The following is a 14,360-nucleotide window of genomic DNA, read 5'->3' on the forward strand; positions in this document are numbered from 1 at the left end:
GGAACCCTGACCATGAATATTTCACGCTTTGCGGCGGCCTGCGCGGTCGCCTGCCTCGCCGCGCTCGCTCCCAGCGTCGCAATGGCCGCCGACCTTATGGGTCATGTCGCGGCACCCGCCAGCGGGCTGACCGGCCTTGCCGGCCTGGCTCTGGCCGGAACTCTCGGGCCGATGTCGGCACGGGAATTCAAGCTCGGCCGTTATCTGCGTGGGCCCGACCGCCACGGCAACGGTACGAAGACCGCCGCCGAGCTCGCCGCCGAGACCAAGGCGGCGTTCGACCGCAGCCTCGACGCGGTCAAGGCGATCGCCGAAAACGCGCTCGGCAAGGCCGAGGCGGGCGAGGCGTTGACCAACACCGCCAAGGAAAAGGCCGACGAGGCGCTGACCGCGTTGGGCGAAGCCAAGGCTCGCATGGACGACATCGAGCAGAAGCTGGCGCGCGACAACGGTCGTGGCGAAGACGGCCAGACGGCCGGTGAACGCTTCATCAACGACGAGCGCTTCAAGGCGTTCGCCGGCGAGGCGCGCCCGCGGGGCCGCATCGTCGTAGACGTGAAGGACATCTCGTCGCTCACGACCAACGCCGATGGGTCGGTCGGCACGCTGGTGCAGCCGCAGCGGGTCTCCGCGGTCGAGCTGCCGCAGCGGCGCATGACGATCCGGGCATTGCTGGCGCCGGGCCGGACGAACTCGAACACCATCGAGTACGATCAGGAAACCGGCTTCACCAACGCTGCCGCGCCGGTCGCGGAAGGCAGTGCGAAGCCGCAGTCGTCGATCCAGTGGGAAGAGGCGACCGCCTCGGTCCGCACGATCGCCCACTGGATGCGGGCCAACGTGCAAATCCTGCAGGATGCGCCGGCGCTCCAGTCGATCATCGACCAGCGGCTGCGCTACGGCCTGGCCTACGTCGAGGAAACCGAGCTGCTCACCGGCGACGGAACCGGCCAGCACCTGTCCGGCCTGATCACCAACGCCACGTCCTACGCGGCGCCTGGCAGCCTCGTCGCCGACAGCATGATCGACGACATCCGCTACGGCATCCTGCAGGTGGCGCTCGCCGAGTACCCGGCGAACGGCATCGTCCTGAACCCGATCGACTGGGCCTTCATCGAGACGATGAAGGACGATCAGGGGCGTTACCTGATCGGCAATCCGCAGGGCACCACGCAGCCGCGGCTGTGGGGTCTGCCGGTCGTGGCCACCCAGGCGATGACGGTCGACAAGTTCCTGGTCGGAGCGTTCGACCTGGCGGCGCAGATCTTCGACCGACAGGACGCGACGGTCGAGGTCAGCACCGAGGACCAGGACAACTTCATCAAGAACAAGGTGACGATCCGCGCCGAAGAGCGGCTCGCCCTCGCGGTCTACCGGCCCGAGGCGCTGGTCTACGGCGATCTCGGCCGCGTCGGCTGACAGGTCTGATCGAAGTCTCGGGGGCGGGCGCAAGCTCGCCCCCGTTTTCGCGAGCCCCGGGCTGCGGGGCTCCCGAAAGCGAAGGAGACACACAATGGCCAAAGTTCGCGTCGTGGTGCTGCGCACCCTCAATGGGGGCGAGTTCAATCCCGGCGACAAGCGCGAGATGGATTCCGCCGACGCTGCCCGCCTCGAGAGGCGCGGCGCGGTGAAGGTCATCGGCGCAAAGAAGGCTCCCAAACCGCGCAACAAGATGGCGCAGCCGCCGGAGAACAAGGGCGAGCAGTAAACCCGCTCGTCCGCCCCAGGGCCCGCAAGGGCGGGTCCGCCAACCAGGAGAACCGAAATGCGTCGTTACACGGTCAGCGTGACCACCGCAGCGGACGGCACCGCCACCGCCTACAGCCCGAGCCGCATCAGCGGCAAAATCCACCAGATCGGCTACGTGAAGGGGGATTTCGCCAACGGCGTCGACTTCACCATCACTGCCGAAGCGACGGGTGCCAACATCTGGACCGAGGCCGACGTCAACGCTTCGAAGGTCTGTGCGCCGCGCCTGGCGACCCACACGACCGCCGGCGTCGCCGCGACCCTCGACGGGACCGTCCCGGCGCTGGAGCCGGTGGCGATCGGCCACGACCGGGTGAAGATCGTGATCGCGCAGGGCGGCAACGCCAAGAGCGGCACCTTCCACATCCTCGTCGATTGAGGCCGGGCGGGCGAGCGGGCTGACGCGCGATGATGTTCGAGCTCTCTCCGTTCGCCCGCTCCGCCGATTACGGCGAGGGCGTGGTTCCGCTCGCCGACATGAAGGCGCACCTGGCGATCGATGCCGAGGAGACCGAGTTCGACGATCTCGTCTCGGTCTTCCGCGACGCGGCGGTCGACATGGTGGAACGTTATTGCGAAGTCCGCCTGGCGGAGTGCGCAGGGATCGAGTGGAGCGCCGAAGCGCTGCCCCGTCGATTGCGCCTGCCGGTTTGGCCCGTGACGCAGATCGCCGCGGTCCGGTATCGCGACGGGGATGGCACAGCACGCGAGATCGACGTCAACGGGCTGCGCGTCGGAGCTCGTGGCGAGATCAAGCCGGCTGCCGGCCAAGAGTGGCCGACCGATGTCGACAGCGAACTGTTCGTGGAATTCAACGCGGGGTTCGACGAGACCAACCGTCCGCCCGCGCTGGTGCAGGCGGTCAAGATGTTCACCGCGCACCTGTTCGCCAACCGCGAGGCGGTGATCACCGGGACGATCTCGGGCGAGATACCGCTTGGGTTCAGGGCGCTCTGCGCGTCGTTTGTGCCGGTGCGGGTCTGATGCTGGGCGCGGGGAAGCGGGATCGGAAGATCGCGTTCGAGCGCGCGAGCGTGACGAAGGACAGCCACAACGAAGAGGTTTCGACCTGGTCGGTGTGGTGCGCGGCGTGGGCCGCGGTGCGGTTCGGGTCGAGTGCCGAGCGGCGGCAGTCCGCTGCGGAGCAGGCGAGCCAGGCGGCGACGTTCCGAGTGCTCACCACGGCCAAGACCCGGGCCGTCACCGAGCGCGACCGGATCGTGATGGCCGGGGCCGCGTGGGACATCGAGGGCCCGCCCGCGCTGATCGGCCGGACCGAACTGGAATTCACCGCGACGAGGGCAGGCTGATGGGCTTTCAGGAGATGACTCTGGACGGCTTCGGCGATCTCGAGGCGAAGCTCGCGGCGCTGCCGAACAACATCGCCAAGAACGCAACCGTGCGGGCGATGCGGCGCGCGGGCGACCTGATGGCCGACGAGATGCGGCGGCTCGCGCCGCGCGGGCCGACGGGCAACTTGGCGGAGTCGATCCGGGTGAGCGCGAAGAGCCGCAACCTGACCGGTCTCGCCGAGTACTCGCAGACGCTGAGCGCCGGCGGGTCGCACCGCGACGCGCAGAGCGCGATGCGGTCGGCGCGGCGAGGGGGCGAAAGCGACGGCACGCGGGTGTTCATGCTGATCGGTTCGAACGCGCCGCATGCCCACCTGGTCGAGTTCGGCACGGGCGAGCGGTTCTGGAAGAGCAGCGGCAAGTCGACCGGCGTCATGCCGGCCGAGCCGTTCGTGCTGCCGGCGTTCCTGGCCCGGAAGGACCAGGTGCTGACGGCGATGAAGGACGAGATCCTCGTCGAGATCGGCAAGGCCAAGACGCGCATCGCCAACAAGGCGGCGAAGGCGCAGCGCCACGCCGCGGTGTTCGGCACCTGACATGGCCGACTTCGCCGCCGCGCTGGCCGCGCGGTTGATTGCCGACGCGGGTGTGTCCGCGCTGGCCGGCGACCGGGTGCACTGGTCGGCGGTGCCGCAGGGCAAGGCCTGGCCTTACCTGCGGCTGCAGGCGCTGGGGGGGAGCGAGACGCAGGTGCTGGCGGGCGGGACGGGGCTGAAGCGCGCCTTCGTCCGGCTCGATGCTTTCGGCGCCACGCATGCTTCCGCATGGTCGCTGGCGCAGGCGGCGCGTGCCGCGCTGGCGGGCAGGGCGGAGGTCGACGGGATCACCTTCGTCCGCACCGAGCCCGAACTGGCCCGCGATGCGGGCGACGACATTCCCGGGGTGGGGTTCGTCCACCTCGTGAGCTTTGCAACCCAGATCGATTACCGAGGAGACTGACATCATGGCCGAGACTCAGGAAGCCACCGTCGGCTACATGGGCGAGTTCCACCTGCACAACGGAACCACGCTCTACGAGCTGGTCGAGGTGGTCCAATTCAAGATCCCCGACCCCGGCGGACGGGAACAGGTGGACAAGACCCACCTGAAGTCGCCGGATTGGCGGCGCGAGCACATCTCGACCTTCTACGAGGACAGCGACTTCGACGTGGTGATGCACACCCGGCTGCTCTCCACCACCGCGACGCTGCTCGACGCGGCGCAGGCGGCCGACGACGTGCGGGCGTTCATGGCGGTGATCCCCGAGGACGGCGAGCCGGCGGTGGACATCGAAGGCACCTGCCGCTGCATCAACGTCAACCGCGGCGAAGTCGTGGCCGACGGCGTGATCCAGACCACGGCGACTTTCCGCATCGTCACGCTCGACCCGCCCGTCGCGCACAGCTGAGCCTGATCGATGGGACATCCTCTCGACGGCGCGACCACGCTGACGATCGGCGAAGGGGAGAGCGCGCAGGAATTCATCCTGGTGCTCGACCACGAGGCGCTGATTGCGGCTGAGGCCGCCTATCGCAAGCCCCTGGCGCTGACGATGGCCGAGGCGACGCTGGGCTTCAAGGGGGCGGAAGGCGCCATGCTGTTCGGCGCGCTGCGGGCGCATCATCCCAAGGTCACGCTGCGCGAGGCCAACCGGATGATGCTCGAGCATGGCGATGCAATCGCCCCCGTGCTCGCGGAGGCGGCCGAGGCGGCCTTTCCAAAGAAGGAGGATGGGGACGAACCCCGCCCTCGCGCAAAGCCCCGAGCTGGGAAGAGCTCTGGGGGCAATGGTGCGAAGCGGGCCTCGACCCGGAAGCGTTCTTCCGGGCAACGCCGAAAGTCTTCGCCATCGTCGTTGCCGCCCGGCTGAAGGCGGCGCGCGACGGGGCGATCGCAGCAGGCTGGCACGCGGAGAACTTCCGCCGTGTCGGCAAGGAAATGAAGAACCTGGCGCACTACCTCGCGCTGCCGAGTCGGCAGGCCGCGGCGGAGAAGGGCGGCGCCGACGTACTGGCTCGCATGCGCCGGTTCCTCCACAGACAGCAGGAAGGTTAGGGGCGTGGCATTCACCGACGTTATCGCCCGCCTGGCGATCAGCCTCAACCTCGACACCGCCGCGTTCCAGACCGGCACGCGCAAGGCGCAGAAGGACGCGACCAACTTTCAGGGCCACATGACGCGCGTCGCCAAGGCGGTCGGCGGGGCGCTGGCGGGGATGGTCAGCTGGGAGGTCGTCAGCCAGCTGCGCGACATGACGCAGGCGGCAGTCGACGCCGCTGGCGGCCTCGGCGAGGAAGCGGCCGCGCTCGGCGTGTCCACGCGGGCACTGCAGGAATACCGCTACGCCGCAACGCAGGTCGGCCTCTCACAGGGTGAGATGGATCAGGGGCTGGCGCAGCTGACGCGGCGCCTGGGCGATGCCGCGCTGGGCGCGAAGGAGCCTGCGAAAGCTCTCGAGCAGCTCGGCATCTCGCTCGACCAGGTGCGCGGCAAGGATGCCGGCGACGTGATTCCGCTGATCGCCGAAGGCATGTCGAAGATCCCCGATCCGGCGCAGCGCGCGGCGATCGCGGTCGACCTGTTCGGCAAGTCCGGCCAGAAGCTGATGGCGCTGCTGGAGGGCGGTGCGGCGGGCGTCGATACCCTGCGGCAGGCGGCGCAGGACCTCGGCGTGGTGCTGAGCGAGAGCGACATCGCCAAGGCCGACGAGGTGGCCGACAAGGTCGCCGCGCTGCGCTACGTGCTCGAGGCACAGCAGAACAAGAAGCTGCTCGAGAACGCCGAGGCGCTGCTCAAGTACGAGCAGGGCGTGAGCGACCTGAAGATGGGGTTGATCGGCTTCGTCAACGATTCCCAGTCCTTCCTCGACGCGGGCGATGCGTGGGCGACGAACCTGCGCAACATGATGCGCGACATCTACGGCGGCACGCTGGCGGACGCGGTCGAGCGGATGAAGTGGCGGGTGCTCGGAAGCATCCAGGCGATGATCAACGGCATCGGCCAGTACATGGGCAACGCGCTTGGGCGCATCTGGGCGAAGGTCAAAGGCGACCTCGGCCAAGTGGGTGACTTCTTCCACCGACTGTACATGCGCGTCGTCGGCAATTCCGACATCCCCGACATGGTGGACGAGATCGGCCAGCACATGGCCCGGCTCGATTCCACGCTGGTCGACCCGGCCGAGCGCGCGACGAAGAAGGCGGGCGATGCGTTCCGCGAGCTACGCGGCCTGCTCGACCGCCTGTTCCCTGAGAAACGCGCGGCGCTCGACTTCGCGGCCGACGCCGAGGTTCTGAAGAAGAGCCTGCAGGGCGGCGAGCTGGAGGCGGCGATGAAGCGCCTGAGCCGCGAGCGGTTCGGCCTGAACCCGGCCGGGGGGACGATCCTTGCGGGCACGGATGTGAGCGCCGCACCGCTCGGCAGCGAGGAAATGGACAAGGCGCAGAAGCGCTACGAGGAATGGCTCGGCCGGTTCGAAGAGAAGAGCAAGACCGCGCGCGTCGAGATCGCCAAGTCGTTCGGCGACCTGGCGCAGGACACGGTCGCCTCTCTCGGCCGCATGACCGATGCCATCAAGCGCGGCGGCTTTCTCAACATCCTCGAAAGCGTGCTGTCGTTCGGGCTGCAACTGGGCAGCATCGGCGTCTTCGGTTCGAAGATCGCGGGCAACATCAACCGGACGGTCCCGGCCTATGCCAACGGAACGGATTTCCACCCCGGCGGGCTCGCCCTCGTGGGTGAAAAGCGGCCCGAACTGATCGAGCTCCCGCGCGGCAGCCGCGTGCATCCGGACGTGAGCGCTCTTGCGGGCAGGGGCGGCCGACTGGAGATCCTCCCGTCGAAGCTGTTCGACGTCTATCTCGACGGCAAGCTGGTGCAGGCCGCGGGCCCGATCGTCGCGCGGGCGAAGGGCGAGACGCTGCGCGCGTTGAGCCGGCCGAGCCTGGGCTGATCCGATGGCGGTCAAGACCCTGCCCGACCAGATGCACTTCCGCGGCATCGCCTGGCGGCTGATCCAACCCGCGCAGGTCAACCGCTCGGGCTACACCGGCGGGCGCAAGGTGATGGGCTATCTCGGCGGCCGCTGGGCCGCCGCGGTCGAGTTCGTGCCTTACCGCGACGATGCCGAGGTGCAGGCATGGCGCGGCTTCCTCGCCAGCCTCGAGGGCCAGGTGCACACGTTCTTCCTGCCCGCGGCATGGGACCAGCACGGCGGGGCCAACCCGACCGTGACGGCCAGCGCGGGGGCGCAGACGGTCGACCTGTCGGCGGCGATCGGCCTCAAGTCCGGGCAGTACATGACCTTCGGCCTGCCGAGCGGAGCGCGCCAGATGGTGGTGCTGACGGCCGACATGGCAGGAACGACGGCGCAGTTCCGCCCGGCGCTGCGCGAGGCGCAGGCGGGCAACACGGTCGAGACGGTCAACCCCTACGCCCAGGTCGCGCTGAGCGCCGAGACAGTGGGCTGGCTGGCGCAGCCCGGCGGCATGTTCGCGCTCGACGGGATCGAAGTCGAGGAGGCGTACTGATGCCCGCCTTCGATGCCGCCGCCATCACGCTGCTCGACGACGAGCAGGTCATCGTGCCGGTGTTCTACGCCTGGCTCGACATTCTGGGCGATCCGATCCGCGCCTGCACCGCCGGCATGAACATCGCGATCGAGGAAAGCGGCGACGCCGAGCTCGACGGGGACTACATCGCCGTGGATCCGCAGGCGGTCAGCGTGTCGGAAGTGAGCCACCGCGAAGGCGGGTCGGACACGGTCACGGTCGCCCTGTCCGGGCTGCTCCTCCCCGATGCCGAGCTGCTGGCGACGATCGCCGATCGGGCCAACTGGCAGGGCCGCACCTGCCGCCTGTGGGTGCAGGTGCGCGACGAGACCGGCACCGCCGCCGGGGCCATCGCCCCCTACTACACCGGGTACATGGCGGCGCTCGACATCGTGCCGGCGCCTGAACTGCAGGTGATTCAGATCACGATCGAGAACTACCTCGCCGCGCTCGGCGAGCCGACCAATCGCACTTACCTGTCGCAGACGCTGTTCGATCCGGCCGACACCAGCGCGGCGGCCACGCTGGCGGCAGCGAACAATGCGCGCAGCGGGCAGGGGGGAGGGGCCGGCTACGCGGCGACCTCGACCCAGTATGCGCGGCGGCTGACCGAAGACTTCGTGCTGTGACGGCGGGCGTTCCCCTGATGCGTCTGAGCGACTGGGAGCCGCGGCTCTCGGCCTATCTGGCCGGGGTGGCCTCGCGCCCGCATGCGTATGGCCGGCACGATTGCCTGCAGTTCATCGCCGCGGCGATCGAAGCGCAGACCGGCGTGAACCTGGCGATGGGCTACCGGGGCAAGTATCGCAGCGCGGCCGGAGCGAGCCGGTATCTGCGCGAGCTCGGCTTTGCCGATCCGGCGGAGCTGGTGGGAGCGCACCTGACGGACAAGCCGGTGCTGATGGCCCTGCGCGGCGATATCGTCGCCGATGTCGACGGGATTCCCGGCGTGTGCGTGGGCGGCGATGCGCTGTTCGTCGGCATGGAGGACGGGCTGGACGGGCTGATCCGGCAACCCCGGCGGCGCTGGTCGCGGGCCTGGAAGGTCTGAGCCGTGTCGAAGGTCCTGAAAACCGCCGCCATCGTCGTCGGCGCGGCGGCGCTTGTCCTGACGGGCGTGGGCGCGGTCATCGGTGCAACCGCACTGGCGGGCCTGACCGCGACGCTGGGCGGGATCACCGCCGGTGCGCTCACCGCCGCGAGCATGGGCCTCAGCCTCGGCGCGCAGCTGCTCGCCAAGAAGCCGAAGTCGCTGCCGGCCGAAACGACGAACCGACTGTTTGCCAACCTCGACCCGCAGGCCCCGCGCAAGATCGTGTTCGGCCGCACGGCGATGGCGACCGACATCCGCTACCAGGCGTACACCGGGGCGAACCAGAACTACCTCAACTGGATCGTCGCGGCCGCGAGCCACGCGGCCGACGCAGTCGAGGAGGTCTGGCTCGACGACCGCATGGCCTGGTCGGCCTCGGGCGGAATCAACGCGGGCGCCTATGATCCGTGGTTCCTGCAGATCTACGCCAAGGAAGAGGGCGTCACTGGCAACGGCTTCGCGGTCGACGGGACGTGGACGGCTGCCAGTTCGCTGACGGGATGCGCGCACCTGTGGCTGCGCTTCCTGCTGACCGAAAAGAACAAGACCACGCCGAGCCCCTTCGCGCAGAGCGTGCCGACCCGCGTGACCATCGTGGGCCGGGGCATGCCGGTGCCCGACGTGCGGATCCCGGGCGTCGATCCCGAGGACCAGGCGACCTGGGTGTTCGGCGACAGCGGCCGCAACCCGGCGCTGCAGATGCTGGCCTACCTCGTGGGCTGGCGGATCGACGGGCAACTGGCGGTCGGGCGCGGGGTGCCGATCGGGCGCATCGATCTCGACAGCTTCATCACGGCGGCCAACCTGTGCGACGAGCCGGTGACGCTGGCCGTGGGCGGGACCGAGCCGCGCTATCGCTGCGACGGCGTGTTCACCGAGGCCGAGGGCCCGAGCGAGGTGCTCGGCGCGCTCAACGCCAGCATGAACGCGGTGCTGCGCGACGCCGGCGGCAAGCTGGCGCTGACCGTGCTGCACAACGACCTTGCCGTGCCGGTGGCCGCCTTTACCGAGAACGACATCCTCGGCGAGGAACTGTGGAAGCAGACGGCCGCGCTGCACGAGACGCCGAACGTGGTGCGGGGCCGCTATGTCGAGCCTGGCGCGCTCTACCAGCTGAGCGACTACCCGGAGGTCGCGCTGGACAGCGTGGACGGGCAGGACCGCTTCGATGCGTTCGACCTGCCGCTGGTGCAATCGCCGGGGCAGGCGCAGCGGCTCGCCAAGCAGCGGCTGCAGCGCCTGCAATACCCGGGGACCTACTCGGTCACGATGAATGCCCGCGCGTGGCAGGTCAGCCTGGGACAGGTGGTGACCGTGAGCCATGCGTTCCTGGGCTGGGATGCCAAGCCGTTCCGGGTGGCGGCGATGGGCATCGCGATCGACGGCAGGGTGCCGATGGTGCTCGCCGAGGAGCATCCCGACATCTACGCCTGGGATGCCGACGAGACCCCCGCCGTGGTCCCCGGGCAGCCGACCGGCTACGATCCGACGCTGCACCCGTGGTACACCAGCTTCGGCGCGCCGCCGAACGGCCAGCTGCTGTGGGACGACACGTTCGACCCGGCGTACTGGATCCTGCCCGACGAGGCGGACCGGGTGGTCTGGGCGGACAGCCGGTCGAACTGGGCGGCGCGGATCGGGTTCACCGCCGACACCGACGTGCGGATCGTCTACTCGACCTCGACCGACCGGATGCCGCGGACGTTTCCGGGCAAGCGGCTCTACCTGCGCATCACCGCGCAGCCTTCGTGGAGCGGGCTGGTTCCGGTCGAGATCGACGTCGAGACCGTCGAGCTCGAGGATGGCGGCTCGACGGTGCCGGTGGAGCTGTTCGTCGAGGGCGAGGCGGCCTTTCCGCTGACGGTGGCGATCGACTGGCTCGATACCGCGGGCGACTTCCTCAGCCGCTCGGTGATCGGCACGCTCGACCCGGCCGACGGCGAGGTCACCCTGAACGGCAGCGCGCAGGCACCGGGCTGGGGGCTGGCGACCGTCAGCATCGGCTATCCGGATACCGGCAGCGGCAGCGGGTGGTGGACCGTGTTCGAGCCCTGGCTGGCCGAATACGAGCCGACCGCCGACGTCACGGTCAACGTGCCCAACGTGCCCGAGACGGTGATCCTGTGCGATGTGGCCGGGGTGCCCAAGGCCGGGCAGGTCGATCCGCGGTACGTGGCCTTCCGCCTGCTCAAGGGCGAGCTGGACGTGACGGCCGCGGCCGAGTGGGCGCGGACGCTGACCTACGGGGCGCTGAATTCGACGATCGAGACGCTGGGCGATGCGAACCCCGGGCGGCTCAACATCTACTATTTCGAGGCGAGCTCGATCCTGGAGATCGCCGCCACCTTCGAAGGCAGGGTCTACACTGTCGAGCACAAGGTCACGATGCAGAAGGACGGCGCACCGTCGAGCGGCGGGGGCGGCTCGGGCACCGCGGGCTCGGCCTACGGCGCGGTCAACGGCATCGTCTACGGCACCACGAAATTCGCGATCGGCGACGAGCTCGAGGTGACGGTCGGCAGCGGCGGCACCGTCAGCCTGTCGGCCAGCTACGAATTCAGTTCCGACCAGTACACCGGCACCCAGACCTGCTCGGTGCAATGGTACAAGTGGAACGGCTCGGCCTACGTCGCCTTCGGCAGCCCGGCGGGCCCGTCGTCGAATTACGTCGCGATCGGCGGCGTGCCCGGGCAGGGCAGCAAGACCGATGGCGATACCGGCCTGACGCCAGGGGCGGTCGAGAAATACCGGCTCTATGGTGCCGCCGGCGGCTTCTACACGGTATATTTCGCGGGCGATCTCGCGGCGGTGAGTAGCTGACGATGGCGATCTACTTTCACGCCGGAGCCTTTCACGAGGGCGAGGACCTGCCGGAGGGCGCGGTCGAGGTCGACCGCTGGCCGGGCCCGTTCGAGACGCTGGTGAACGGCCGCTGGCAGGTCGACAGCCGCGGGCTGGCGGACTGGAAGGCCGGCGTCGCCCACATCGCCGAGGCACGCGCGCTCAAGTTCCTCGAGGCGCAGCTGGTGCTGGCCGGAATCGCGCTGCCGCAGGGCCTGCTCGCGGCCGAGGCGGCCGCAATCGGCGTGAAGCCGAAGGACCTGGCGAAGGACGTGATCGCGAAGCGCGCGGCCTTCGTCGCCAAGGAACGAACCCGCCAGCGCGGGCAAGCAGGACATGAGGAGCCGCACGAATGACACAGGTGAGCGCCTTCCCGGCGGCCGATCCGCTCGACGGGACGGAGAAGATCCCGATCGACCAGGGCGGGTTCGGGCGGCATCTGGATATTGCCGAGCTGGCCACGTACTTTGGCGCCAACCGCCGCATCTTCACCTCGCAGATCGTGGGCACCGCTCTCACCGAGAGCGAGGTGCTGCTCACGCTCACGCCGCCCGATGGCGAAACCTGGACCTTTCCGGGCAATCTCGTTGGCTCGGTCGGTCTCAAGACGCCCGACGGGACGAACCCGGCCGACACCTACCCGATCGACCTGGTTCTCGATGGTGACAGCACGGGATCGATCACGATCTCAGATACTGGCGTCGTGACCTTCGCCACCACGGACGGCGACCCGATCGTCCTCGTGGGCGGCACCAACATCCTACAGGCGGTCGGCCCTGCCACCGTCGACCCGCTGGCGGTCGGCTACGTGCTGACGCTGGTGGCCACCTTCTCGATCGGAGACTGACGATGCCGACCAAGTACTTCGCCGGCAACTCGCTGGCTGCGTTAACCCGCACGAACGTCGCGATGGTGGAGACTACCCTCGCGAACAGGTTCAATTCCAGCTTTGTTTCGTCAGGACTGACCACCGGGGGCACGACTGGAGCGTTCGCCACGGCGACGTTCGCCGCGACGGGGACGGTTTGGCTCAAGTTCGATATATGGTTCGACGACTCTCGGTGTGGGCGGAACTTCTTCACGCTTTATAATGGCTCGACAGGTGTTTTTAGGCTCAATGGGCCGACCAGCACCGGCGGCATCACGAATATTGTGCCCGAGTATTGGAACGGCACGGCGTGGACAGCCACGGGTTCGGCCTTTTCTCTTGCCGAGGACTCTCTCCTCACCTTGGCAATCCGCGTCGATCTCAATTCCGGTTTCGAGGTGTTCCTGGCAGGCACTTCCGTGTCGACCGGCTCAGGATGGTCGGGCGGTCAGACAAGCGCGACCCATGCCGCATTCCAGTCGCCCAACTCCACCAGCTACTCTTACATCGTTATCTCTCAGATCATGGTCGCAGACTATGACATCCGCGACTGCCGTTTCCTCGCTGCCGCACTAAACGGCAACAGCGCCAGCAACACGGGCGCGGCGACCGGGACCTACACCGACATCAACGAGACGGTCCTGGACGACAGCACTTCGCTGACGGTTACGGCTGCGGGCAACAAGGCTGGCCAAGTGTTCGCCGATATCACACTCCCGCCGGGCTACATCATCGGCGCAATGGTCATCAACGGGCGCGGCCGGGTGAACGGGACGATCGCGGACGGCAAGCTGGGCGTGCGAGGATCGAGCGGCACCAACTCGTCGGGCTCGGGTATGGGCTACAACGGTGGCTACGAGCCGCGGTGCCGCATCATCACCGCCGACCCGGACACCGGCACGAACTTCACGCAGTCGGGCTTCAACGCCAGCGAGATCTACGAAGAGGCCGTGTAAATGGCCGGGCCGGTATTCAACTCGGTCGGCACCCGGGCGCAGTCGGCCGGGGCCACAACGCTCTCGCCCACCAAGCCGAGCGCGGCCTCGACCAATGGCTTCATGCTGGCGGTGGTCACCAGCAAGAACAACGCCACGCACTCGACGGCGACTAGTGGATGGTCGCTGATCGCACAGGTCAACAGCGGGGCCAGCTTCACGGCCTCGCTGTGGCAGGCCAAGGGCAATGCCGGGGCACCGACCTTCACCTGGTCGGGCTCGGTCGCCTGCTCGGCGCAGATTGCCTGCTATGACGATGCCGCGAACGTCGTCGACACGGCGATCGGCGCGAGCGGCAGCAACAGCGGCGCGACCTCGACGCACTCAACGAGCGCGATCACGACGACGCGGGCGAACAGCCTGGCGGTGTATGTCGACGTCTCGGCGGCCAACACCGCGATGGCCGCGCCCTCGGGCTGGACCGAGCAGAACGATGCGGGCAGCGCCACCGATGCGGGGCGGACCGTCTGGGGAGACAAGGCGGTCGCCTCGTTAGGCGGTTCGTCGGGCGCGATCAGCGTCACCGGCGCGAACGCGGCCTGGGTGCAGTTTCAGGTCGAGATCATGGGCGAGGCCCCGGCTGCGAATGCGCTACAGGTATCGAAAGCAGGGGGGGGCGCGTGGGTCGAGCCGCGAACCGATGCCGCCAGCTTCGCCACGGTGAGTATGGGCGCGTGGCTCGATGCGCCGAACCAGGTCGACTTCTCGAAGGTGGAGATGGGAGCGTGGGCCGAGCCGCCAGAGGGTTTTGCGCTGGCGACGGTCGAGGTAGGCGTCTGGCTCGATGTCGGCGCCGCGTCACTGCCGGTGCGCAGGCGCCAGGTGATGGTCAATTAACGAGAGAGAAGAGGGTGCGGGCGGCCCCTTTTGGGTATTGGACAAGCCGCCCGCCATCACGTCCAGCACCGCCGAAGCGGGTAGAAGTAGCTGGCT

At 68.5% G+C, this 14,360-nt stretch carries 18 protein-coding genes; all 18 read left to right on the forward strand.

Going from position 1 to position 14,360, the window contains the following annotated elements:
* Nucleotides 1–12 precede the first annotated feature (12 nt).
* The 18 genes from ACWPMZ_RS15510 (at nt 13) to ACWPMZ_RS15595 (ending at nt 14,264) form a co-directional block, all read left to right on the forward strand.
* Nucleotides 13–1,419, forward strand: coding sequence for a phage major capsid protein (locus ACWPMZ_RS15510; RefSeq protein ID WP_455704960.1), 1,407 nt, complete (start codon nt 13–15; stop codon nt 1,417–1,419).
* Between the two features lie 94 nt (nt 1,420–1,513).
* A complete protein-coding gene (locus tag ACWPMZ_RS15515) occupies nt 1,514–1,708 on the forward strand; it encodes a hypothetical protein (protein WP_455704961.1) in 195 nt (64 codons plus the stop codon).
* 57 nt (nt 1,709–1,765) lie between these two features.
* The gene (locus tag ACWPMZ_RS15520; RefSeq protein WP_455704962.1) at nt 1,766–2,128 is read left to right on the forward strand and encodes a hypothetical protein; all 363 of its coding nucleotides are present in this window, start codon (nt 1,766–1,768) and stop codon (nt 2,126–2,128) included.
* 29 nt (nt 2,129–2,157) lie between these two features.
* On the forward strand, nt 2,158–2,733 hold the full coding sequence (locus ACWPMZ_RS15525) for a head-tail connector protein (protein WP_455704963.1): 576 nt from the start codon (nt 2,158–2,160) through the stop codon (nt 2,731–2,733).
* Complete coding sequence (locus ACWPMZ_RS15530) at nt 2,733–3,059, forward strand: phage head completion protein (RefSeq protein ID WP_455704964.1); 327 nt, start codon at nt 2,733–2,735, stop codon at nt 3,057–3,059. The genes ACWPMZ_RS15525 and ACWPMZ_RS15530 overlap by 1 nt, the downstream gene beginning before the upstream one ends.
* On the forward strand, nt 3,059–3,637 hold the full coding sequence (locus ACWPMZ_RS15535; RefSeq protein ID WP_455704965.1) for an HK97-gp10 family putative phage morphogenesis protein: 579 nt from the start codon (nt 3,059–3,061) through the stop codon (nt 3,635–3,637). Before ACWPMZ_RS15530 ends, ACWPMZ_RS15535 begins: the two co-directional genes overlap by 1 nt.
* A 1-nt stretch (nt 3,638) precedes the next feature.
* Nucleotides 3,639–4,040, forward strand: coding sequence for a tail completion protein gp17 (gene gp17 / locus ACWPMZ_RS15540; RefSeq protein ID WP_455704966.1), 402 nt, complete (start codon nt 3,639–3,641; stop codon nt 4,038–4,040).
* A gap of 4 nt (nt 4,041–4,044) precedes the next feature.
* Nucleotides 4,045–4,488 (forward strand): hypothetical protein, encoded by a 444-nt coding sequence (locus tag ACWPMZ_RS15545; RefSeq protein ID WP_455704967.1) that lies wholly within the window; start codon nt 4,045–4,047, stop codon nt 4,486–4,488.
* Between the two features lie 9 nt (nt 4,489–4,497).
* Nucleotides 4,498–4,950 carry a hypothetical protein gene (locus tag ACWPMZ_RS15550; protein WP_455704968.1) on the forward strand — a complete coding sequence of 151 codons (453 nt, stop codon included), beginning with the start codon at nt 4,498–4,500 and terminating at the stop codon, nt 4,948–4,950.
* A gap of 189 nt (nt 4,951–5,139) precedes the next feature.
* Nucleotides 5,140–7,032 carry a hypothetical protein gene (locus ACWPMZ_RS15555; protein WP_455704969.1) on the forward strand — a complete coding sequence of 631 codons (1,893 nt, stop codon included), beginning with the start codon at nt 5,140–5,142 and terminating at the stop codon, nt 7,030–7,032.
* 4 nt (nt 7,033–7,036) lie between these two features.
* On the forward strand, nt 7,037–7,609 hold the full coding sequence (locus ACWPMZ_RS15560; RefSeq protein WP_455704970.1) for a hypothetical protein: 573 nt from the start codon (nt 7,037–7,039) through the stop codon (nt 7,607–7,609).
* A complete protein-coding gene (locus ACWPMZ_RS15565) occupies nt 7,609–8,259 on the forward strand; it encodes a hypothetical protein (RefSeq protein WP_455704971.1) in 651 nt (216 codons plus the stop codon). Before ACWPMZ_RS15560 ends, ACWPMZ_RS15565 begins: the two co-directional genes overlap by 1 nt.
* 17 nt (nt 8,260–8,276) lie before the next feature.
* Nucleotides 8,277–8,681 (forward strand): DUF6950 family protein, encoded by a 405-nt coding sequence (locus tag ACWPMZ_RS15570; protein ID WP_455704972.1) that lies wholly within the window; start codon nt 8,277–8,279, stop codon nt 8,679–8,681.
* A 3-nt stretch (nt 8,682–8,684) separates the two neighbouring features.
* Nucleotides 8,685–11,543 carry a phage tail protein gene (locus ACWPMZ_RS15575; RefSeq protein WP_455704973.1) on the forward strand — a complete coding sequence of 953 codons (2,859 nt, stop codon included), beginning with the start codon at nt 8,685–8,687 and terminating at the stop codon, nt 11,541–11,543.
* 2 nt (nt 11,544–11,545) lie between these two features.
* A complete protein-coding gene (locus ACWPMZ_RS15580) occupies nt 11,546–11,920 on the forward strand; it encodes a hypothetical protein (RefSeq protein WP_455704974.1) in 375 nt (124 codons plus the stop codon).
* The gene (locus ACWPMZ_RS15585; RefSeq protein WP_455704975.1) at nt 11,917–12,411 is read left to right on the forward strand and encodes a hypothetical protein; all 495 of its coding nucleotides are present in this window, start codon (nt 11,917–11,919) and stop codon (nt 12,409–12,411) included. The genes ACWPMZ_RS15580 and ACWPMZ_RS15585 overlap by 4 nt, the downstream gene beginning before the upstream one ends.
* Before the next feature lie 2 nt (nt 12,412–12,413).
* The gene (locus ACWPMZ_RS15590) at nt 12,414–13,388 is read left to right on the forward strand and encodes a hypothetical protein (protein WP_455704976.1); all 975 of its coding nucleotides are present in this window, start codon (nt 12,414–12,416) and stop codon (nt 13,386–13,388) included.
* Nucleotides 13,389–14,264: a hypothetical protein gene (locus ACWPMZ_RS15595; protein ID WP_455704977.1), complete on the forward strand. Its 876-nt coding sequence runs from the start codon at nt 13,389–13,391 to the stop codon at nt 14,262–14,264. It begins immediately after the preceding gene.
* The last annotated feature ends 96 nt before the right edge of the window (nt 14,265–14,360 follow it).

The organism is Tsuneonella sp. HG222 (assembly GCF_053819185.1).

Excerpts from the sequence above, each read along its gene's own strand:
- ACWPMZ_RS15570 (WP_455704972.1), top strand. The coding sequence starts at position 8,277 with ATGCGTCTGAGCGACTGGGAGCCGCGGCTCTCGGCCTATCTGGCCGGG.
- ACWPMZ_RS15565 (WP_455704971.1), top strand. The coding sequence starts at position 7,609 with ATGCCCGCCTTCGATGCCGCCGCCATCACGCTGCTCGACGACGAGCAG.
- ACWPMZ_RS15580 (WP_455704974.1), top strand. The coding sequence starts at position 11,546 with ATGGCGATCTACTTTCACGCCGGAGCCTTTCACGAGGGCGAGGACCTG.
- ACWPMZ_RS15585 (WP_455704975.1), top strand. The coding sequence starts at position 11,917 with ATGACACAGGTGAGCGCCTTCCCGGCGGCCGATCCGCTCGACGGGACG.
- ACWPMZ_RS15560 (WP_455704970.1), top strand. The coding sequence starts at position 7,037 with ATGGCGGTCAAGACCCTGCCCGACCAGATGCACTTCCGCGGCATCGCC.
- ACWPMZ_RS15550 (WP_455704968.1), top strand. The coding sequence starts at position 4,498 with ATGGGACATCCTCTCGACGGCGCGACCACGCTGACGATCGGCGAAGGG.
- ACWPMZ_RS15525 (WP_455704963.1), top strand. The coding sequence starts at position 2,158 with ATGATGTTCGAGCTCTCTCCGTTCGCCCGCTCCGCCGATTACGGCGAG.
- ACWPMZ_RS15535 (WP_455704965.1), top strand. The coding sequence starts at position 3,059 with ATGGGCTTTCAGGAGATGACTCTGGACGGCTTCGGCGATCTCGAGGCG.
- ACWPMZ_RS15590 (WP_455704976.1), top strand. The coding sequence starts at position 12,414 with ATGCCGACCAAGTACTTCGCCGGCAACTCGCTGGCTGCGTTAACCCGC.
- ACWPMZ_RS15520 (WP_455704962.1), top strand. The coding sequence starts at position 1,766 with ATGCGTCGTTACACGGTCAGCGTGACCACCGCAGCGGACGGCACCGCC.
- ACWPMZ_RS15595 (WP_455704977.1), top strand. The coding sequence starts at position 13,389 with ATGGCCGGGCCGGTATTCAACTCGGTCGGCACCCGGGCGCAGTCGGCC.
- ACWPMZ_RS15510 (WP_455704960.1), top strand. The coding sequence starts at position 13 with ATGAATATTTCACGCTTTGCGGCGGCCTGCGCGGTCGCCTGCCTCGCC.
- ACWPMZ_RS15515 (WP_455704961.1), top strand. The coding sequence starts at position 1,514 with ATGGCCAAAGTTCGCGTCGTGGTGCTGCGCACCCTCAATGGGGGCGAG.
- ACWPMZ_RS15545 (WP_455704967.1), top strand. The coding sequence starts at position 4,045 with ATGGCCGAGACTCAGGAAGCCACCGTCGGCTACATGGGCGAGTTCCAC.
- gp17 (WP_455704966.1), top strand. The coding sequence starts at position 3,639 with ATGGCCGACTTCGCCGCCGCGCTGGCCGCGCGGTTGATTGCCGACGCG.
- ACWPMZ_RS15530 (WP_455704964.1), top strand. The coding sequence starts at position 2,733 with ATGCTGGGCGCGGGGAAGCGGGATCGGAAGATCGCGTTCGAGCGCGCG.